Annotated in this window: 16 protein-coding genes and 1 pseudogene; 15 read left to right on the top strand and 2 right to left on the bottom strand. The window is 69.9% G+C overall.

Features of this window, described 5'->3' with window-relative positions; all coding sequences use genetic code 11:
• Positions 1-165 precede the first annotated feature (165 nt).
• The 4 genes from AB0N03_RS37345 to AB0N03_RS37330 all read left to right on the top strand — a co-directional run bounded on the left by AB0N03_RS37345 (position 166) and on the right by AB0N03_RS37330 (position 3607).
• Positions 166-888: an FCD domain-containing protein gene (locus AB0N03_RS37345; protein ID WP_364382228.1), complete on the top strand. Its 723-nt coding sequence runs from the start codon at positions 166-168 to the stop codon at positions 886-888.
• Between the two features lie 134 nt (positions 889-1022).
• Positions 1023-1211: a ferredoxin gene (locus AB0N03_RS37340; RefSeq protein ID WP_364382225.1), complete on the top strand. Its 189-nt coding sequence runs from the start codon at positions 1023-1025 to the stop codon at positions 1209-1211.
• A complete protein-coding gene (locus AB0N03_RS37335; RefSeq protein ID WP_364382222.1) occupies positions 1211-2389 on the top strand; it encodes an FAD-dependent oxidoreductase in 1179 nt (392 codons plus the stop codon). The genes AB0N03_RS37340 and AB0N03_RS37335 overlap by 1 nt, the downstream gene beginning before the upstream one ends.
• A gap of 15 nt (positions 2390-2404) precedes the next feature.
• Positions 2405-3607, top strand: coding sequence for a cytochrome P450 (locus AB0N03_RS37330; RefSeq protein ID WP_364382219.1), 1203 nt, complete (start codon positions 2405-2407; stop codon positions 3605-3607).
• Positions 3608-3904: 297 nt separating this feature from the next.
• Here the strand turns inward: AB0N03_RS37330 and AB0N03_RS37325 are convergent, their stop codons facing one another.
• Positions 3905-4243 (bottom strand): hypothetical protein, encoded by a 339-nt coding sequence (locus AB0N03_RS37325; protein ID WP_364382216.1) that lies wholly within the window; start codon positions 4241-4243, stop codon positions 3905-3907.
• A gap of 85 nt (positions 4244-4328) precedes the next feature.
• Here AB0N03_RS37325 and AB0N03_RS37320 point away from each other — a divergent pair.
• The 5 genes from AB0N03_RS37320 (at position 4329) to AB0N03_RS37300 (ending at position 8693) form a co-directional block, all read left to right on the top strand.
• A protein-coding gene (locus AB0N03_RS37320) for an IS3 family transposase (protein WP_364382213.1) occupies positions 4329-5488 on the top strand; the annotation gives its coding sequence in 2 pieces (ribosomal slippage) (positions 4329-4607 and positions 4610-5488; 1158 coding nt in all).
• Between the two features lie 732 nt (positions 5489-6220).
• Positions 6221-6490: a DUF1778 domain-containing protein gene (locus AB0N03_RS37315; protein ID WP_364382210.1), complete on the top strand. Its 270-nt coding sequence runs from the start codon at positions 6221-6223 to the stop codon at positions 6488-6490.
• Entirely contained in the window at positions 6487-6993 is a 507-nt protein-coding gene (locus tag AB0N03_RS37310) for a GNAT family N-acetyltransferase (RefSeq protein ID WP_364382208.1), read from the top strand. The genes AB0N03_RS37315 and AB0N03_RS37310 overlap by 4 nt, the downstream gene beginning before the upstream one ends.
• A gap of 375 nt (positions 6994-7368) precedes the next feature.
• On the top strand, positions 7369-8319 hold the full coding sequence (locus tag AB0N03_RS37305) for a hypothetical protein (RefSeq protein WP_364382205.1): 951 nt from the start codon (positions 7369-7371) through the stop codon (positions 8317-8319).
• Complete coding sequence (locus AB0N03_RS37300) at positions 8316-8693, top strand: hypothetical protein (protein WP_364382202.1); 378 nt, start codon at positions 8316-8318, stop codon at positions 8691-8693. Before AB0N03_RS37305 ends, AB0N03_RS37300 begins: the two co-directional genes overlap by 4 nt.
• 747 nt (positions 8694-9440) lie before the next feature.
• On the opposite strand, the gene AB0N03_RS37295 is transcribed toward AB0N03_RS37300, so the two are convergent.
• Positions 9441-10121, bottom strand: coding sequence for a hypothetical protein (locus AB0N03_RS37295; protein WP_364382199.1), 681 nt, complete (start codon positions 10119-10121; stop codon positions 9441-9443).
• 412 nt (positions 10122-10533) lie between these two features.
• Here AB0N03_RS37295 and AB0N03_RS37290 point away from each other — a divergent pair, with 412 nt between their 5' ends.
• From AB0N03_RS37290 to AB0N03_RS37265, 6 genes and pseudogenes are all read left to right on the top strand, one after another.
• Positions 10534-11598, top strand: coding sequence for a LuxR C-terminal-related transcriptional regulator (locus tag AB0N03_RS37290; protein WP_364382196.1), 1065 nt, complete (start codon positions 10534-10536; stop codon positions 11596-11598).
• Entirely contained in the window at positions 11499-12767 is a 1269-nt protein-coding gene (locus AB0N03_RS37285; RefSeq protein WP_364382193.1) for a hypothetical protein, read from the top strand. Before AB0N03_RS37290 ends, AB0N03_RS37285 begins: the two co-directional genes overlap by 100 nt.
• A gap of 2 nt (positions 12768-12769) precedes the next feature.
• Positions 12770-13285: a type VII secretion system-associated protein gene (locus AB0N03_RS37280; protein WP_364382191.1), complete on the top strand. Its 516-nt coding sequence runs from the start codon at positions 12770-12772 to the stop codon at positions 13283-13285.
• A 161-nt stretch (positions 13286-13446) separates the two neighbouring features.
• A complete protein-coding gene (locus AB0N03_RS37275) occupies positions 13447-13887 on the top strand; it encodes a YbaB/EbfC family DNA-binding protein (protein WP_364382188.1) in 441 nt (146 codons plus the stop codon).
• A complete protein-coding gene (locus tag AB0N03_RS37270; RefSeq protein WP_364382185.1) occupies positions 13880-14224 on the top strand; it encodes a hypothetical protein in 345 nt (114 codons plus the stop codon). The genes AB0N03_RS37275 and AB0N03_RS37270 overlap by 8 nt, the downstream gene beginning before the upstream one ends.
• A gap of 36 nt (positions 14225-14260) precedes the next feature.
• Positions 14261-20811 (top strand): annotated as a pseudogene (locus AB0N03_RS37265) (hypothetical protein); the annotation flags it as partial.

Genomic DNA, 20811 nt, shown 5'->3' with positions numbered 1-20811 from the left:
CGTGGAAATTCCCCGGATCTCCGGCGTTGCAGGGGCACGCCCCGCCTCGGACGGTGTTATCGCGCAGCTTCGTCACGCTACCGAGTCTGCGCCGAGTAACTTTCTCATGTCAAGGCAACTTTCAAAAGTTGTGTCGGTATGCTTCTCATGGTTAGAGTTTCGACCATGGTGAAGAGAAGCGCTGGCTCCGGGACGCGCACCGACGAGCTCTATGAGCGGCTGCGGTCTGACATCTTCATGGCGCGTCTCGAGCCGGGGCGTCGTCTGAAGTTCTCGGAGTTATGTGCCACGTACGGCACGAGTGTCGGCCCGGTACGTGAGGCGTTGACACGCCTCACCGGCGAGCGGCTTGTGACGTTGCAGGCGCACCTTGGATTCATGGTCGCGCCGTTATCTGCGGATGAGTTGACGGATCTGACCACCGCTCGGGTCGAACTGGAGTCCTTGGCCTTCCGGCGGGCGATCCTCGCCGGTGACGAGCAGTGGGAGTCCGATGTCGTTGCGGCGCAGCACCTGCTGGGGCTCCGCGAACGCGAGGTAGCGGAAACCGGCGCCCGCGGTGATCCCTGGTTCGCTGCCCACGAGGCATTTCACGCCGTACTGCTGGTCGGATGCGGCAACCGTCGCCTGACCGAGATGGCCCAGGAGCTACGAGCGGAGACGGAGCTCTACCGCCGATGGGCCGCGCCGCTGCTCGAGGAGAACGAGCGCGACCCGGCCGCCGAACACAAGGCGCTGGCCGAGGCTGTCACCAACCGTGATGCCGACCGTGGTGCAGAACTGCTGCGCGACCACATCGCGTTCACAACGCAGATGCTGCTCAGCGGCCTACTGCCCGACGCCATGCCTGCCACCGGGCAGCCGGGCTCCGACGGCGGCCACGCCTGAACGGGCGCGAGGCCGCGCGCCATCGACGACAAAGGACTGAGGCGGACCGGCAACACGGTCCGGTAGATGAGGACGCCGCCGGGCTGGGCTGCGCGACACCCGGATCCCCGACCGGCGCCCACAGAGGAGCTGCCGTGAAGTTGACTGTGAATCGAGACCGCTGCGAGGGTTACGGGCTCTGCGCCGAGGCGGCACCGGATCTGATGCACCTGGACGACGACGGCGAACTGGTTCTCGACCGAGATGACGTGTCGCCCGAGTCGTCGGTCGATGCGGAGTCCGCGGTGCGGGTGTGCCCTGTCGCTGCGCTCAAGGTGCAGTAATGGGGCAACACGATCACATCGTCGTGGTCGGTGCGTCGCTGGCCGGTTCGACCGTCGCCGACACGCTACGCAGGCGTGGCTTCACCGGTTCGCTGACGCTGATCGGCGCGGAACCCCGCTCCGCCTACAACCGTCCTGCGCTGTCGAAAGGTGTCCTCGCCGGCTACGACGGTTTCGACGAGATCGCGTTGCCGCCCTTGTCGTGCGAGGTCGACCAGCTGATCGGGATCGCGGCCGTCGCGCTGGACACACAACGGCGCGAGGTCGTACTCGCCGACGGTGAGCGGATTCGCTACGACAAGCTCGCCATCACGACAGGTGCACGAGCGCGTCGTCTCGCGGACCTCGACGCAGCAGACACCGGCGTGCAGGAGATCACCTTCCGCGACCTCGACGACGCGCAACGACTGTCCTGGCTGCTCGCCGCCCGTCCACGGACCGTTATCGTCGGTGCGGGCATTCTCGGCATGGAACTCGCGTCCGCCTGCGTCGATCGAGGCGCCTCGGTCACCGTCATCGACCGCCAACCGCCGCTGCACGCCCAGGTCGGCCCCTTCCTCGCCGAACTTGTCGTCAAGGCAGCCGAGCGACGGGGTGTCCACTTCGTCCACGCCCCCGACGGTCTCCGACTCCGCGGCCGCACATCCGGTACTCCGATCGTCGAACTTGCCGACGGACGGAGGCTTGAAGGCGACCTCGTCCTGAGCGCCGTGGGTTGCCTGCCCGAGGTGGACTGGCTGCGGACATCGGGCCTCGCCGGCCCTGGCGGGCTCCACATCGACACCCGGTGCAGAGTCACCCCGGACATCGTCGCTGCCGGCGACGTCGCCGCCTTCCCCTCGACGGACGGGCCCCGGCGGACTCCACTGTGGACCGCCGCTTTCGAACAGGCACGTACCGCGGCCACCACGCTCCTGGACGGAGACTCCGCGCCCCCCCTCACCCCGTCCCCGTACTTCTGGACCGAACAGTTCGGCATGACGATCCGCATGTGCGGCGCGATGCCGCCGCTCGATAAGCCGACCGTTCTCGAAGGAATGGTGCGGAACGGGGTGATCGAGGAAGGCGGGCTGCTGCTGCGTTGGAACGGCGCCTCCGGCACCGCCGCAGCGGTCAACCGGAGGATCCCGATCACGAAGCTGTGCGCACTCACCCGGCCGGCACCGGCCACCATCTAGACGGAGGGAACAGAAATGACGTTCACCACCCCCATTCCGCACTCCGACATCGACCTCTTCTCAGACGAGGCTCTCCGCGATCCATATCCGGCCTACCGCGCCCTGCGCGACCAAGGCGCAGCGGTCCGGCTCGATGCCCTCGAAGCCTGGGCGCTTCCCCGCTACGAGTCGGCACGACGCGCACTCGGCGACTGGGAAACCTTCTCCGCGAGCGGAGTCGTTCTGAACGAGACCGTCGCCGAAATGGTGGTCGGAACCGTGCTGACCACCGACCCGCCCGCGCACACCGTGCTGCGCTCCGTGCTCTCCGAACGGCTCGGCCCCCGGTCTGTCCGCCGCCTTGCGAAAGAGATCAGCCAGCGCGCCGACCACCTCGTCGACGAGGTCATCGACAAAGGAGGTTTCGACGCCGTCGCCGACCTCGCGACGGTCTTCCCCTTCTCCGTCGTCTTCGACATGATCGGTCTGCCCGATGAGGCCCGGCCGAACATTCTGCGCTGGGCCGACGCCACTTTCACCGTGATGGGCCCGATGAACGCCCGTGCCGCGGAGGGCATGGGCTCGATCGCAGAGATGTTCCAGTGGCTTGCCACACTCGGTCCCACCGATCTCAAGGACGGCAGCATGGGCCGAGCTGTCTTCGACGCAGCCGATGAAGGTCGTATCCGCCCCGAGTCGTGCGTCCCCTTGCTGGCTGCCTACGCCGCGGCCGGGGTCGACACCACCATCACCGCAATCGCCAACGCCGTTCACCTCTTCGCCACCCACCCGGACGAATGGGACCGTGTCTGCTCCGACCCTGGCTTAATCCCAAGCGCCCTCAACGAGGTGCTGCGCTACGACGCCCCGGTCCAGGTCTTCGGCCGACGAGCCACACGGGACGTCGAGATCGGGGACGGAGTCACCATTGAAGAGGGCGCCCAGGTGCTCGTGCTCTACGGCTCTGGCAATCGCGACGAGCGGCACTACCCCGACCCCGACCGCTTCGACGTGGGTCGCAACCCTGCGGACCACCTGAGCTTCGGCTACGGCACCCATGCCTGCGCTGGCCAGGCGCTCGCCAAGATGGAGGCTCAGTCGATCATCGGTGCTCTCGCCAAGCGAATCCACCGGTTCCACATCGGAACGCCTACGCGACACTTGAACAACACCGTGCGCGGACTCGAATCCTTGCCGGTGACAGCGGTCGATCTTCACCCCGGACCCCCGCAGCTCTGAGCCGATCGGCGAAGATCTGTTCCAGCGTCCGGCGATCGGTGGCATCACTGGTTGGCGCGGTACCAGTCTGGATCGCTGGTGTTGAAGGTGTCGTCGCCGGACACGCGCTGCGTTGCGGCCTCGCCAGCGTCGCTCGTCGGCGTCGGTGAAACCGAAGATGACCTTCGTGCGCAACAGGTACATGTCGGGTGTGATTGGCGGATCAAACCTCACGTAAACGGGAACCAGGTCAGCAACGTTCGCGCCCAGCAGCGCCGGCGCTGTGTAGTACGCCCCCGGCGGCTCGGACTCGACATCTCAGGTGACAGTACGGCCGTTCTGGTGCAAGAATCCCTCGACACGAGGATGAAATATGTGCGTGGCGCTGAAGTTGGTGATCCGCACGGTGTCCGGCAGTTCGTACCCCCTCATCTCAATCTTTTCCGGGATGTTCGGGTACTCGATCACGGCGACCACCAGTCGTGCCTGCTCGAGCTCACGGTCGGCCTTCTCGATGTGCCGCTGCTCGACTTCGTGCTCTGCCTCGCGCTGCGAAATCCGTAAGGCAACGGTCACGGCGAGCGCCGCGCCGAACGCACCGGCCCGCTGCCCGAGGCCGCCCCACGCGTCCTTATCGTCGAGCCAGGCGGCCGACACTAGCGCGAAGAGGACGACGGGTCTGCCTAGGGTTTGGTTGACACCTCACGTGTGAGGCTTCGGCCTCGCCTGGAAGGATGTCACCGTGCCCAAGCCCTACCCCCGCGAGTTCCGTGACGACGTCGTCGCCGTCGCCCGCCGCGGCGAGACACCGCTCAAGCAGGTCGCCAAAGATTTCGGGATCTCCGAATCGTGCCTGGCCAACTGGCTGCGCACCGCCGAGGTCGAGGACGGCACCCGGGCCGGCGTGACCCGGGAGGAGTCCGCCGAGCTACGCGAGTTGCGTAAGCGCAACCGGTTGCTGGAGCAGGAGAACGAGGTCCTGCGCAAAGCCGCGGCTTACCTGGCGCAGGGCAACCTGCCGGGAAAATAGCCTGCCCGCTCGTCCGTGAACTGGCCGCGGCCGGCGCCCCCGTGCGGGTGCCGGCCGCGGTGACGTGCAGGGTGCTGGGCATCTCCCGGCAGGCCTACTACCAGTGGTGCGCAGCCCCGGTCTGCCAGCGGGACTGGGACGACGCGCATCTGATCAACGCCGCACTGGAGATCCACGCCGACGACCCGGCCGACGGGTACCGGTTCATCGCCGACGAACTCGCCCGCCGGGGTTTCACCGCCTCGGAGAACCGGGTGTGGCGGATCTGCTCGATGCAGCAGATCTTCTCGCTGCACGCCAAGAAGAAAGGACGGTACAAGAAGGCGGGGCCGCCGGTGCACGACGATCTCGTGCGCCGGGATTTCACCGCCGACGCGCCGAACACCAAGTGGCTGACCGATATCACCGAGCATCCCACTGGTGAGGGCAAGCTGTATCTGTGTGCGGTCAAGGACTGCTACTCCAACAGGATCGTCGGATACTCCATCGCCTCGCACATGCGGGCCTCGCTCGCCGTCTCGGCGCTGCGGAACGCGATCGCGTTGCGCGACCCGAGCGATGTCGTGGTCCACTCCGATCGCGGCGCTCAGTTCCGGTCGGCGGCCTACCAGCGCTTGTTGCGCGGCCATGGGCTGGCCGGGTCGATGGGGCGGGTCGGTGCGTGTGGTGACAACGCCGCGATGGAATCGTTCTTTTCGTTGCTGCAGAAGAACGTTCTCGATACCCGGCGGTGGCGCACTCGGGAGGAGCTGAGGTTGGCGATCGTGTCCTGGATCGAGACGAAGTACCACCGCAAGCGTCGCCAACGCGCCCTGGGCAAGCTCACCCCGGTCGAGTTTGAGACCATCTACACGACCGCGTCAGCGGCCTGAGAAATAGTCAGCTCCGGTGTCAACCGAAGTCTGGGCAGACCCGACCACGACACACGCGACGATGGAGCTGCGATGCGCGACGAGCCGCCTCGCCTGGCTGCGACCCCACTTCGCGAACCCCATCCCAGATCCCCTCGGCTACGTCCCGGCCAGCGCTGTGGGACAGACCCAGCGCTGTCACGACATCGTGCCTCAGAGGCTGACGCGGTTGAGAGTTGAGCCATAAAGGTTGTGCTGGCGTCGTGGGCGGCGCCAAGGTCTTCAGGGCCCTCGGCGAGCCTGGGGCTGGTTGGTAGCTGCACGATCACTGCATCTCGCGGAACGAACACCGCAGTGACCTTCGGAAACGTCTGCGGATCACCTCGGCGAGGTAAGTCGATGGTGAGAAGGTGATGCCAGTTCGTGGACCGCTGCGGTGTCTGTCCCATCCCAGTGACGAGGGCTTGCGATGAGCTACCTGCCGGGTCCCAACCTGCTGGACAGCGCGGGTAGTGCTGAGGGACGCTGATTGCAGGGAGAGTCTCCTGGCCTGCGTAGATGTGACGATCGCGGCATTGGCCTGGCCACTGTACGGACATTGCCCGTACAGTGGTGTGCAGACCGGTGCAGACTGAAGCAGACTTCGACAGATCACCTCTCGCCGGAGGGTCGAACCATGCCGGGTGCTGCACGTACCCGCCTCACTGCCGCCTGCTCACGCCACTTATGCATCACTCAGGGGACTGACCGCTCATGGCCACGAAGGACGAGCGTCTGGAGATGCGCCTCAGCAAGACTGACCGAGCGCTCATCGAGGACGCAGCCAAACGCATAGACGAAAGCGTCACCGACTTCACTCGCAACGCCGCGCTCGATCGCGCCCAGCACGTCCTGGCTCGCGCTGAGGTCACGCTCATGCCGGCTGAGCAGTTTGACGCGCTGTTCGCCTCGCTCGACATCGCCGATGAGGCGCCGGAGCTGGCGAAGGCGTTCGCTGCGCCGAGGCGGTTCAAGCGCGGGTGACCTACCACTCGACCAGGTTGAAGGATGAGCACGACGTTGAGGCTTTCGACTGCGAGGTCGAGAGCCTCAACTCGTGGTTGCGCAACGAGGCACGCAAGGCCGAGAAGGCCTACACCGCGCGGACTCACGTCTGGACCGACGGTCCGGATGAGGTGGAGGTGCGGGCTTACTTCGCGTTCGCGCCCACTGCCCTCATCCGTGGCGAGCTGAGCTCCGGGCAGGCAGGGGGTCAGTCCGGCATGATTCCTGGCTTCCTGCTGGGTCGGCTGGCGCTGGACAAGTCACTGCGCGGACAGGGACTGGGTACCGAGCTGCTCGTCGATGCGATCGGCCGCCTGGTCGGCGCCGCGGAGGTCAGTGCCGGCCGCCTGATCGTCGTGGACGCGATCGACGACGGCGCTGCGGCCTTCTACCGCAAATACGGCTTCACGCCGGTGAAGCTGACACTCAACCGACTGGTCATGAAGATGGCCACCGCGCGAGACGCCATGGGAGTCGGCTAACAGCCCGGTCGCGCCCCGCCGACCGCCTCCGCAAGAACCGCCCAGTGCGTTTGGGGCAATCGCCCTGATCTTTGGGACATCCGTCCTGCGTGAGGTCGGGACTGTCGACTCTGCCCGCGCGCGCCGGTGTTCGGCCTCTGCTCCGTTGGGCTGCATTCGCGGTTCACCCCTCGGGGCCGTGGCCGGTTGCCGGTATACCGGAGGGTGGGCCGCGGCGCGGAAGGGGACCGATTCGCCGATGGGCGCGACCAGATACGTCCACAAGACCTACGAGTCCGAGCTCCGAGAATTACTACAGGTCAGCGAGCGCCGCCTGCAACGGCTGCGCCACAGAGACGGCTTCCCAGCACCCGCGCACGACGCCGACGGCACCCATTGGCCGATCCCCGCGATACGGGACTGGATCTATACCACCGGTACCGGGATCCGGGCGAGCTGACGCTAGAGTGGTGGCCGGACGCCGTCGAGCTGGCCACATACGTCGGTGCCGAGCCGGTCCGTAGCGATCCGCGTGACGAGCAGCCGGCCGCGGTGCTGCAGCGCTGGTCCACGCCGCACGGGCTGATCGTCGCCGTGTGGCAGCTGGGTGACTATTGGACCGGGTTCGAGCAGATCGTCAAGTGGCTACCGGGCGCGGCCGCCTATGTCCGGGTCGAGCACGACTGGGACCCCCGCGGACCCGCGCTGGAGACAATCCCGGGCCGTGACGCGGCCCAGCCCCGCCCGCAAAGCCTGTTGTGGAGGCATCTGGCCCGGGTGCTGGGACAGTCGGCGCCGTACTGGCCGAGCCTCTACCGCGACCCCGCTCTGATCACCGCCTGGTTCCCCGGTGCGGACACCGTCCATCATCCCGGCATCCCCGCGGTCGATGTCGTCCCGCTGCTGCGGATGGCCATCCGCTACCCCGCCGGACATCCGGCTCACCGCGCGATGATCCATTTCGCGCAGGTCATCACCTCCCGCGACGACGAATCGGTCGATTTGTCGATCCTGGCCGAGCAGTTCGCCGCCGGAGCGATCACCGCCGACCAGATCGCCCTGGCCGCCGACGGCGCACCGCGCGACGAGATCGTCACAGCGAACGATCTCGACGAGACCACCCGCCGGATCGGCTGGCGTGAAGTGCAGGCTCGCGACGACCTGCTGGCCGAACAGTGCATGCGAGTCCTGGCCATGTGGGACGGCGGGAAGACCTCGCCCACGCCCACGTCATCGAGATCCCCCGCAACACCATCTGCGGGCAGGAGTTCCTGTTCCGTCTCAAACCGGCGAAACGGGTCGCGCAGTACGTCCTGCTGGACCCCGACCGCACCGGAAAGACCATGATCGACCCGCTCGCCGACATTCCGGTCGCCGTGCCGGCCGACTACGAACGCGTCACGGCCCTTGCGCTCGATCGCCTCCCGACGACCTCGCCCCTGCTCGAGGTCATCCTCGAAGGCCCGGTCTGGATCCAGACCGAGGACGGCAGGCTCTATCCGGCGTCGCACGACACCTCCGCCGGCCTGATCTGGGGATACAGCGGTGCCGGGCCGATTATGCTGGCCATTCTCGTCGCTGCCTTGCTCGACGACATCAACCACAAGGGCGTGACGCCCAGCGGCGACGCGCCATCTGAATTGATCGCACTGTTCGAGAAGAAGTGGTCACCAGGCACCGTCTTCCCTCGTGAGTACATCGAGAACGTACGAGGACTGTAGGGAGATTCGTAGTGATCAAGAATGCGCAAGCAAGAACTGTGATCATGTAACAATGCTGACGCCGCAAACGCTACAGCTTTAGCGGTCCGTAGGCGGTGCACGATGTTGAGAGCCATCTCGGACGAGAGAAGTTATAATGTCTCAGGCCGCGGACTTTCTCGGCCAGTGGATCCTCAAAGCTGCAACACGTGCGCCAAGTATCACGCGCACAACACTGCAGCGCTGCCCGCAAATCGGGCCGCCCCACATTTCAAGCCGGGAATCGTCAGTTGCGGATGGGTGTCAATGCCACGGTAATCAAAAACTCCGCCAATCAAGGAGTTGGCCTGAGGATCGCCGGCATCCGAGTGTGGTTGGCGACCGCGGCCAGGGCTTGAACGCTCCGCCGCCCGATTCGGGACAACAGTTCCTTAAATCGGCCGATGGCAGCGAGGAGATGTCGTTCACGATCGAAGGTGACTTGGTGAGGATCGACACCACGTTAGTCACATATAATTCGCAGCTCACGTCGACGACGTCAGTCGTCGACGGGCCGAGTCAGCAATTAGTCTTCAGTAGTTAACCGCCTGCTGGGCCTGACCCTGTGTCAGTCGTATTGATAGTGAGCTTTGCGGACACTGGCCAACTTGAGTGGCTATAGCCGAACCAGTGCTCTCGACCGCTCACTGCGAAGCCGTCGGCGGCGACTACGGCGCCGCTCTTATTGCGCGTCGGCCAGTGGGATTTTTCCCGGAGTGGGGGACGGCTTCACAGCTCGGCAGGCCGAGTCGTAGTGTCAGAAGGCTCAAGTCTCCATGCAATCACGAGCTCTGCCATGATCGCCGGGACGACGTCCGGCTCGAGCCGCAACGCTCCACTGACTGGGAAGTGCCAGCTGGAAGTCGTCAAAACCTCCGCAACGGCGCGGAGGCCGCGTTGGCGAGTACAGTACTTGGCCACTAACAGCAGCGCTTCTGCTCGTCGTTGAAGGTGGGTAATGGAGCTGGTGAGCGCCTCGGCGCGCTCCTGGTCGCCTGCCTCGGCCACCGTTCTGACCAGCGACACCAACGCCCACGCCTGCTGATCGGGGTGAGTGATGGAGCGGATAATCGCCTCGGCGTGCTCGTAGTCGCCGGCCCTGGCCACCATGCCGGCCAGCGACGCCAGCGGCTGTGCCTGCTCGTCCGATGGGGTGATGGAGCGGGCGATCGTCTCGGCATGCGCATGGTCGCCAAGGTCGGCGGTTGTCTCGGCTAGGCGCACGAGCGCCGATGCCTGCCGATCAGGATGAATTACGGAAGTGATGATTGCCTCGGCGTGACTGAGCAGACTGCGCGCGTGCTCCTGATCGCCGGCCCTGGCCACGCTCCCGGCCAGCAACGCCAGCGCCTCGGCTTGTTTGTCGAGTTGGGTGATGGAGTAGGCGATTGTCGGCGCGCTCGTGGTCACCGGCTCCCGCTGCAATCCTGGCCAACAACGCTGGCGCCTCGGGCTGGGTGATAAAGTAAGCGATCTTTTTGGAGCGTTCGTGGTCTCTGCGTCCGACTGCTGCCCAGGCGAGGAACGTCAGCGCCTGTGCCTGGTGGTCGGGTTGGGTGATGGAGCGGGCGACTGCCTCGGCGTGTTCGTGGTCGCCCGCGCCGGTCACCGCCACAGCCAGCGAAACGAGTGCCCATGCCTGCGGGACGGGGTCGGGTGATGGAGCGGGTGATCGCTTCGGCGTGGTGAAGGAGCGTGCGGGCGCGTTCGTGGTCGCCAGCTCTGGAGACTGCCCCGGCGACTTCGGGCTCTACGTCCTGGACGAGCTGATCGGCTGGCAGCACCACTCGACGAGGGCGCCGGGGCTCCGCTGGTCAAGGCGATGGTGGAGCGCGACGTCAACCACCCGTCGATCCTGTTCTGGGACAACGGGAATGAAGGCGGCTGGAACACCGCACTGGACGACGACTTCGGGCAGTACGACCCGCAGCGGCGGGCGGTGCTGCACCCGTGGACGACGTTCGGTGGCATCGACACCAGTCACTACCAGACCTACAGCAGTGGGGCGGCGCGCGTTCCGGGCGCACCCTTCACCCGCGACGAACTCGGAGCGTCCCGGCTGCTGCGCCTGCCCTGGCTCGCCGGCCGCGTCGAGGACGCGGGACCCGGCCGCGCGGTCGTCGACGTGACCGAGAACTACCACGAGAACCGCAACTCCGCGCGCTCGTTCGGCGTGCTGGCCGCGGTCCGCGGCTTGGCCGCCGGCGACGAGACGGAGATCCGCACGGCCGAGCGGCTGGTGCGGCGGCGCGGCGACCACGAGCTGGTGCTGCTGAGCGAGCCGGCCGTCCGGCGCCCCCCCGGCTGGCTGCGCGAGGCCTACAAGAACACTCGCGCCGGCGGCGCCGCCCGCACGACCCGCGAACCCGAGCCCACGACCGCGACCGGCCGGGCCGCGGCGTTGTCGGTGACGGAGCGGGAAATCCTGCAGCTGATCCGCACCGGCCAGACCAACCGGCAGATCGCCCGCACCATCCGGATGAGCGAAAAAACGGTGGAGAGCACCTTTCCCGCCTCTTCACCAAGGCGGGGTGCCGGACCCGCTACGGCTTGGCGACCTCGGGGCTGGGCCGCCACCCCGACGCCATCAGAGCTTGACACCCCGCCGGAACCCTTGGCCCGGCGGGAGTTCGTGAGGGATCCCCGGCAGGAACGTCCGCCGCGGGTGTCCGGCCCACCGGAAGCCCACCGGCCAGGTCACAGTGGACGGTGTCCCGCCGGGCCGCGCTCTGCGGCCGGTCCACGTGGTCAGCCGCAGGCGAGCGGCGGAAGAGGAAGGCGAAACCGATGTCGCTTCTCAAGGTGCCGCGCCTCGGACGGCGCAAGGCCGGTGTGTCCACCCGGCGGGTCGGCGAGGCGCTGGTCGTCCACGGCCCGGCGGGCATGACGGCGCAGGCCGGCCGGCTGGCGTCGGCCCTGGCCGCCGAAGCCGGCCGGACACTGGTCGTCGTCGACTTCCCCGTCGATGCGCTGCTGGAGCACTGGAAAACCCTGGCGGCGGCCGTCGCGGCCGACCGGCGCGCGGTCCGGCTGGTGCCGGTCACCACCCCGGTCGGCTCGCCACCAGTGCCCTTCGGCGCCGACCTGACCCGGCCGCTGCCCCGGCTGTCGCGGCTGCTGCAGCGGCAGACCGCGGGGTCCGTGGCCGGTGCGCCGGAGCGCAGGTCCGCGGTCAGCGCGCGCCTCCACCCGGGGGACGACGCTGTGGCCGTCACCACGAAAATCCGCCACCCCGCCGTCGCGTCCCTGCCCGCGCCGCGGCCCGCGCACGCCGAGACGGTGGCCGTGCCGTCGGCGCCGGAGCTGCGCGCTTGGCCGCTGCCGGAGGCGTTCCGCGCGGACCGCGCCGTGGTCCGCACCGGCCGCGAAGCCGCTTTCGACGCGTTGTCGGACCGCGTCGGCGCCGTCATGCGCCGGTTCTCGCCCGATCGCCCGGTGTCCGAAAGCGCCCTGACCGCGGCTGTCGCCACCGGGCTTTACCTGGCCTCCGCCGACCCAGACGTCGACGCCGGGCTGCGGGCCGGAACCGCCGGGCCGCACCTCGACTTCGGCCGGTGTGTGGCCGCGGGCCTGCAAAAGCTCCCCGGGCACCGCAAGGCGACCGCGACGGTGCTCGACCGGGGCCCGCGCGTGTGGCAGCTGCTCGAAGCGGGCACCGTGCTGAGAGAGTGGGGGTTCTTCCACGCGCGCACGGCCCTCGGTCCGGTCGGCGGCGGCTCGACCGACCTGGTGGTCTGGTCGCTTACCGGACGCCTGACGGTGTCACTCGAGCCCGAAGCCGGCGGCGTCGCCGACCGCGTCGTGTTCCCGCCCGGAACCGGCTTCAAGGTTCTCGAAGCCGTCGAGCCGGACGGAGCGGAGCGCGGCCGGATCCTGCTGCGCGAGCTGGCGCCCGCCGAAGCCGGGACGGCCACTGACCGCGACGACCTCGTCCGCGCTGCGCTGCGCGGGTTCACCGACCGCGGGACAAGGGCTTCGGCCCCGCTGCCGGCGGCGCAGGCGCATCGGTTCGTCCGGGTGCCGGGCGTCGACGGCGCGCCGGACGGGGAGGCGTGAGCGTGACCGGTCCGGCCGGCGAGCTGCTGCTGCTGTTCGACCCGGCATTTACCCTGGACGGGCAGGAAACGGTGCCGGAGCACGTCGTGCTGGGCGCGTGGTTCGTCGACGAAGCGGGGACGCCCAGCCGCTTCCACCCCAACCCGCACTACCGGCCCAGCTCGCCGGACTCCCCGCTCGACCCGGTGGACGCGGTGCTGCGCGCCCTCGCCGCCGGCGAGGACGTCGCGGACCGGCTGCCGGTGGTGCTGCGGGACACCGTCCTCGGCATCGCCACGGCTGAGGACGGCACCGCGTTGGTGCGGCCGGCTCCCGACAGCGTGCCGTCGGTCCAGGTGGCCACCTCCCACGGCCACCGCGCCCACGTCGGGGACGCCGTCCGCTGGCTGGACGTCACGGTCGAGCAACTCGCCGCCGCCCTGCCCCCGCACGGCGTGGACGTCCTGCTGAACCCGGGCTCGGCTGCGGCGATGCGGCTCTTCGCCGACGCGGTCCGGGAACTGGCGCAGCCGGCCTGAACCGAGGGATCAGAAGGCGAGCCCGCGCGCGTCGCCGAAATCTCTGGTGCACCCGGGCAGGAACCTTCGACGAACAGCCGTTCCTTGCCCGCATCGCTTGAGGCGGCGGGCGGGGATTTGAAAGCGTGGCGAAAGCACTCAGCGGAAGGGCTTGGTGAGTGATGTTCCCGGACGGTTTGTTCGACGACGGCGCCGGTGTGGACGAGGCGATGGCCGCGCTGCAGCGCGAGCGCGAAAAGCTGGGCAAGCTCAGCGCATTGTGGCGGGAGGGCCGGACGACGGTCCGCACCAAGGACCAGTCGCTGTCGATGACCTTCGACGGCCGCGGCGAGCTGGTCGAGCAGGCGTTCAACGAAAGCAGGTACCGCTCCCTGGCGCCGGCGCAGCTGGCGAGCGTGGTCATGGAGACGCTGCAGCGGGGCAAGGCGGAATCCCTGGCGAAGGCGGCGGAAGTGATGGGGACGAACAGCGCGTCCGGTTTGGACTACGGCGCGGTGGCTTCGGGGAAAGCGGCTCCGCAGGAGCTGCTGGAGTCGTTGATCTCGCCGATGCTCGGCAGCGTCGGCGTGCGGCTCGACGACCGGGGGCAGCGCAATGGCTGACCGGTTCCGCCTCGATCCCGCCGCCGTGCAGGACATGGTGACGAAGCTGGGCACGGCGAGCTCCGGATTCTCGGAAGCGGTGGCGGAGCTCGAACGCACCCTCGACCGGTACGACGGCTGCTGGGGCGACGACAAAGCGGGCAAGAAGTTCGCGGAAGGCTACGTGGAAAACGCGCGCCAAGTCCGTGACGGCCTGCGCGACGTGCCCGGAAGCGTGGACAAGCTGACCGAGGGCATCACTTTCACGGTCGGCGAATTCCAGGGCCTCGACGAGGACAACGCGAAGCAGTACGACCACCAGATCGCCGAATCCATGGACGACAAAGAAAACAAGTAACGGTTTTTCCGCCGTTATTCGGAAGGGAGGTGGGCGGTGTTCGAGTCGGGTGACGGGCCGGTACACCCGCCCGCTGACCTGCAGAAGTTCCTCAAGGTCACGCTGGGGATGGCGTGGCCGGAGGGCAACGTCCGCAGCATGCGGGCGATGTCACAGGCGTGGGCGGACATCGGTCCGGTGGCGGCGGACTTCGCGGAGAACGTGCGGGCACGGGCCGGCGACCTGGACCGGGCGATGGACGGCGAGTACGCCGAGGCGATGGCCCAGTGGCTGAACGGGTCGGTGGCTTCGGCGCTGGACCAGGTCGAGGGGTACGCCGAGCAGCTGTCGGCCGCGTTGCGCAACTCCGCGGCCGACGTGGAGAAGGCGCAGATCCTCATCATCGTGGCCGCGACGTTCGCGCTGACCCAGGTGATCATCCTGCTGGCGTCGTTGATCTTCGCGTGGATGGCGCCGGCAGTGGAGGCCGCGGCGCAGGTGACGCTGCGCATGATCATGCAGCAGCTGATCTCGAAGCTGGCGTCGCTGTCGCTGGAAAAGCTGTCCATGGAAGCGGTCAAGCAGCTGCTGCTCCGCATCGCGCCGTGGGTCCAGTCGACGGTGATCGACCTCGGCGTCTCCGCGGGCGTCGGCGCCGGCGTGATGGCGGCGGCGGACTACTTCACCCAGCTGGGGCAGCACAACAACCACCAGCGCGATCACATCGACGGGAGGTCGGTGTGGCAGGCCGCGGTGGGCGGCGCGATCGGCGGCGCGGCCTCGGGCCTCATGACCAGCGGCGCCCGGGGCGTGGTGTACGCGGCGAAGTCGGCGGCGGCGCAGTTCGGGAAGAAGATTCCGCCCGGGCTGGTCGTGCTGGGGCAAGTCGGGTACGCGGCGGGCCAGGCGGCTTCGGTCGCGTGGAGCAACCCGATCATCAACAAGGTGCTCCACAATCCGGACGCGTTCTGGGGCGGCGTCCTGGGCGGGCTGTCGAGCTTCGGCCGCCCCCACCTGCCGGACCGCTCCGGCGGCGAAGGCGGGATGAAGATCGACGTCCCCAACCTCGACCTGACACTGCCGCCCGGGGCGGAGAAGCCGGCGTCGCCGGGTGCGGGCGAGCACGGGAACCCGCCGAAGCTGGTGATCCCGGCGGACGGTGACACCCAGGGAACGCCGGGCGGGGACCAGGTGACGGCTCCGGCTGCGCAGACCCCGGCGACGGTGAGCGGCCAGAGCCCGGACACCTCGGGCAGCCGGACTCCGGCGGCTGGGGCGTTGAACGGCCACGCCCCGACCACGACGGCCGACCAGGCCCCGGTGATGGACACGACCGGCCGGGCTCCGGCCGGCGGGACTTCAGGTGCCGAGACCTCCGGGACCGGGCAGGCTCCGCCCACCGGAACCGCCGGAACGCAGTCTCCGGCGACGCAGATCGGAACGGGCGAGCAGCCCGTGGTCACGCAGCAGCCAGTCACCAGCGGGGGAACGCAGCTGGGTCAGCTGTTCACCCCCGGGACGGCGCAGCCGGCCACGGAGGCCGCCCCGGGCGCGGCCGGAGACGCGCGTCCGTCGACGAGCACGCAGCCGGGCGCGACGGGCCAGCCGTCGGCAGACTCGGCGGCGCGTCCGGTCACGAGCACGACGGGTCAGCCGTCCGGACCGGTTTCAGCGGGCGGGGATGGTCGTCCGGCCACGAGTGCGCAGCCCGGTCCTGCGGCGGGTCAGCCGTCGGTGGACGGGGTGGGGCGTCCGGGGTCGGTTTCGCCAGCTGGGGATGCGCGTCCGTCGACCAACGCCCAGCCGGGTTCGGTGGCGGGCCAGCCGTCCGCGGCCGGGGCCGGTTCGCCGGGCCAAGACGGCCACCCGGCCACGAACACCTCCGGGCAGCCGGGACCGGCGGTGGGCCAGCCGTCGGGGGATGCGGTGGGACGTCCGGCTTCGTCGGGCGGGGATGCCCGCCCGGGCACGGGTGCGGTGGGGCAGCCGTCCGCGCCCGCAGGGAGCCCGAGTGTGGAGGCCCGTCCGGGCACGAATCCCGCGGGCACGGGTGCGAACACCTCCGGGCAGCCGGGACCGGCGGTGGGCCAGCCGACGGCGGAGCCGGGAGGACGTCCGGCTTCGCCCGCGCCGGCCACCGGTTCGCCGGCGGAACGCCCGGGCTCCGCTCCGGCTGGTGGCGGGGACGGCCGTCCGGCCACGAGCACGGCCGGCCAGGCACCGGCGGAGCGCCCGGCCGCCGGTGGTGCCGGGCCGCAGCCGGTCGCGCGCCCGGTGCCGCCGGGCGGCGGCCCGGGGCAGTTGGGTGGAGACGCTCGCCCCGCCCCGGCAGCCGACCCGCAGCCGAACCGCGCACCGGCGGAGCCGCCAGCCCGGCGGGCTCCCGGGTACACCACCCCGCCGCAACCGGTCACGGCCGGTGCGTCGGGCGACGGTCCGCGGCCGAGCGGCGGCGACACCGCGCGCCCGGGCGGTAGTGAGGGCGTTCGGCCGGGTTCCACCCCGGCGCAGCCGGCTCCGGCCACCTCCGGGCAGCCGGGTGGCGACGGGCCGCGGCCGAACACCGGGCATCCGGCCGGCAGCGAGGGCGCCAGGCCGGGTAGTACTCCCGCGCAGCCCGAGCGGACGGCCGCCGGCGACCCGGCCCGACCCGGTGGGGGCGACGGTGCCCGGCCGGTCACCGGTGACCCGGCCAGGCCCGGCTCCGGGCAGCCGGCGCCGCAGCCGGAACGGCCCGGCGGCCACGACGCCGGCGGGCGGCAGGCGGGGCCCCCGGCCCAGCAGATCCCGCGCGGGGACGGCTCCGTCCGGAGCGACGCGGCTCACCGTCCCGGTGAGAGCCAGTCGGCGCCCGCCGCGCACGAAGTTGAGCCCCGCCGCGACAGCCTTTTCGATCCAGCCGACGCCCAAGCCGCCGTCGTCGCCGCTCAGCTCGCCACCAGCCGTCCCGACCAGCCGGGGCACGACGGTGGCGGGCGCGCTCCCGCCGCTCCGCCCGCGGCCGCCGACTGGTCCGCCGTGCGGGATTCCGTTCCGGCGACCCGGCACCGGGGTGAGCGGGTCGCCTCCGGCGGCACCGCCGTCTCCCCGCTCCGCTTCGACGTGCGCCGGGGGCAGGTCGCGCCGAACCAGTGGGTGCGTGAGCTGTCCGTGCCCGTGGACCTCGTCTCCTCCTCGGGTCGCGTCGACGCCGGGGCGCGCCGGGCGCTCGCCGAGGGCGTGCAGCGGCTGCTGCACGAGCGGGTCAACGGGCGCCACCGGTTCGGGGACGGGGCTCGTCTGCACGTCGTCGTCGACGCCGCGACCCCGAACGGGCCACCGCGGCCGGGCTGGGCGCACGACGGCTCCCGGCGGGTGCCGGTCGAGGTGGACGAAGCGGCGCGGGACGGGCAGCTGACCTGGCGCCCGGACGACCTCGACGCTGCGGTGGGCAAGCTGCTGTCGCTCGTCGGGGCAGACGGGAGCGGACGGCTGGGGGCCCCGGACCTCGCGGCGATCGACGCCGCGATCCGCGACACCCGCGCCGAGGTCCACCCGGTGCCGCCGGCGCCGCAGCGGCCCACCGTGGTCGCGGACCCGTCGGGTGGCGTGGTGTGGCCGAAGCGCCTGCCGGGGCTGGGGACTGCGTGGACGCGCGGGGCCGACGGGTGGTACCGCGCCGAGGCGCCGGGGGTGCTCGAGCGCGGCGGTGAGCGGACGGTGGTGCCCGAGGGCGCGCTGGCTGTGTTCGACGCGGGCGGCGACGTGCGGCACGTGGTGCTGGGGGACGGGGTCAGCTTCGAGCGCGGCCTCGACGGCGGCTGGTCGCCGCCGCGGACGCAGTCCGGGGAGGTCCGGGCGCGCAAGACCGACGCGGCCGAGCCGCTGTACCGCCCGGACGGGTCGCTGCTGGTGGAACTGCCGCCGGAGAGCGAAAAGGTGGCCGACCGCCACGGCGACGCGGAGAAGGTCGTGGCTTACCGGCAGCTCAAGGACGACGCCGGGAAGTGGCTGCCGCAACCACGGGTGTTCGTGCCGGGCGAAGGCGGCGGGTGGACCGAGCACGGCACCGGCGCGGTGGCGTATGAGGGGTGGCTGGCGGGCGCGAACCAGGCGCACGACGCGGCGCGGACGCTGTGGGACATCGCGGCGCGCTCCGGCCCGGAGGTCCCGGAGAACCGGAAGCTGACGAACATCAGCGACGCGGAACTGGCGCGGCTGTACTCGCGGGGCTCGGAAGCGGACGCGTTCGCGGCGGTGTTCGAGCTGATCCGGCGCTCCAAGGGGATCGCCCTGCGGTGGACGCAGGTGTCGGCGGTGCACGCCTTCGGCAAGGGCCAGGTGGTGAACATGGCCGCCGGCGAAGGGAAGTCGTGGCTGTTCTTCGCCCACGCGGCCGTGAACGCCGCGCGCCCGGACGTCGACGGCGTGCAGGTCACCACCACGCGGGGGAACCTGGCCGACCGGGAACTGCCGCACTACCAGGAACTGATGTCGGTGCTCGGGATCGACGTGCACCGCCTGGATCCCGACAAGCCGCCGCCGGGACCGCGCGACGGGCGCCCGACGGTGTACCTGGGCACGGCCGAAGACGTGGGGTTCACCTACCTGCGGCACGAGACCCTGCCGGGGCAGAAGAACGCCGGCGATCCGACGGTGCTGACGGTCAGCATCGACGAGATCGACGAGGCGCTGGTCTACTCCAACTCGTCGTACATCCTGAGCGAAGGGGTGCAGGGCGAGGCTTCGCCGGAGGTCCGCGGGCAGGCGGAGTGGGCGCACGACCTGGTGCGCGACGGCATGGACAGCGGCTGGCTGGACGAGGCGGACTTCGGCCGCCGGGAAGGCCAGGCGGGCGGCCCGGCCCGGCTGATCCCGCCGGGCCGGGAAAAGGTGGAGCTGCTGCTGGGCCGGCCCCTGACCGGGGAAGAGGTTTCGCGGATCGACATGGCCGCGGCCGCGCAGTGGGAATACCGCGAGAACGTGCACTACGTGCAGCACGAAGGCAAGATCTACATTATTGATCAGACCACTCACAACGTGCTGTTCAATCCGGAGACGAGTTCGGAGAGCCGGTGGAACGGTGGTCTCGCGCAGGCGGTGGAGTTCAAGCACGGTCTGGAGATCCGCAGTGATTCGGCCAGTAGCAAGAGCGTCACCGCCCACGAGCTGCTGTCCAAAGAGGAGTACGGGCAGAAGACCGGGGCGTCGGGCACGGCCAACGGCCACGGCGACCAGTTCGCCGGCAAGGGCATGTCCGCTGTTGTGGAGGACATGCCGCGCTACTACGAATCGCGGCTAAACAAGTCCGCCGACGTCGTCGCCGCGGATGAAGCCGCCAAGCTGGCGCAGCTGGCCCGCGACGTGCAGGCCATGCAGTCGCCCGAAGGCACCCGGCAACCGCAGCTGATCCTCGCCACCCGCAACGACCAGGTGGCCGCGGTCTCGGGCCTGCTGTCCGACCTGGGCGTCGCGCACGAGGCGATCGACGCGAAGTGGCAGCTGGAGCAGGGCAAGAACCTCGACGAGGCGTTCAAGGCGATCATCGACGCGGCCGGGGCACCGGGCAAGGTCCTGGTGATCAACATGCAGGGTGCGCGCGGGGTCGACATCACCACCAGCCCGGAGGCGAAGGCGCGGGGCGACCTGATGGTGCGGGTCACCGCGCACTCGGAGATCTCCGCGGACATCGATGTGCAGGCCGAGAACCGGGCCGGCCGCAGCGGCGGTGGTGGCGAGGTCGTGTACTACTCGTCGCCGAAGGACGAGATCTACCAGCTGTCGCGGCACCCGGATGTGCAGCAGGTGGTGATCAAGTACGCTGATGCGTTGGCCGAGGAGGACGCTCCGGCGTTGGCCATCGCGGAACAGCGGTTGCGGGATTTGGTGGCGCCGTTGCAGCCGAATTCCGGGCACCCGGTCGTCGATCTCGGCGCGGCGTCGCCGAACGCTCCGCCCGCCGGCCGCGACACCGGAACCGGCATCGCCGAGGGCCGGCCGGAAACCCGCCCCCCGGCCCGGCCGAACGCCGAACCGGTCCAGCTCACCTATCACGAGGGTCTGGCGGGAGCGCTGAACGCCGCCGAGCGGGATTTCGCCGGGCAGCTGGCGCAGTGGCGGGCGGCGAATCCGGGCGTTGTGTTGCCGGGGCGGGATGTGGAGCGGATCCGCGACGAGTTCGTGGCCGGTCGTGGGGCGGGGTTTGAGGATCAGTTCGGTTCGTTGCGGTCGGGGCCGGGTGCGCGGCAGGACGTTCGTGCGGCGTGGCAGGCGTGGCTGGATCAGCCCGCCGGCGCGTCGGTGAATATGGCCGAGTGGTTCACCCATGCGGCGCTCCACGCCGGCTGGCCGGCGGAAGCGTCCGCACCGGCCGACGGAACCGGCCCGGATGGGGCGGTGCAGGGCATCGCTGGTGATGGGATGGTGCTCGCCGAAGACGGGGCGATCGCCGACGCCGGCGGGATGAGCACCGGGCAGCTGCCCCCCGGGACGGCCGGGTCGCTGCCCGCGGATGTCGTGCGGCAGTGGGAGCGCGCGCGGGACGTGCTGGGGTCGTCGAAGCTGCCCGCCGACGTCGCCGACGGGCTGGTCGCCCGGGCCCGGCAGCTGCTGTCGGACGCCTACCAGAC

Origin of the sequence: Amycolatopsis sp. NPDC051061 (assembly GCF_040682935.1) — a bacterium.
Lineage (GTDB): Bacteria > Actinomycetota > Actinomycetes > Mycobacteriales > Pseudonocardiaceae > Amycolatopsis.
This window is presented reverse-complemented; position numbering and strand designations above follow the sequence as displayed.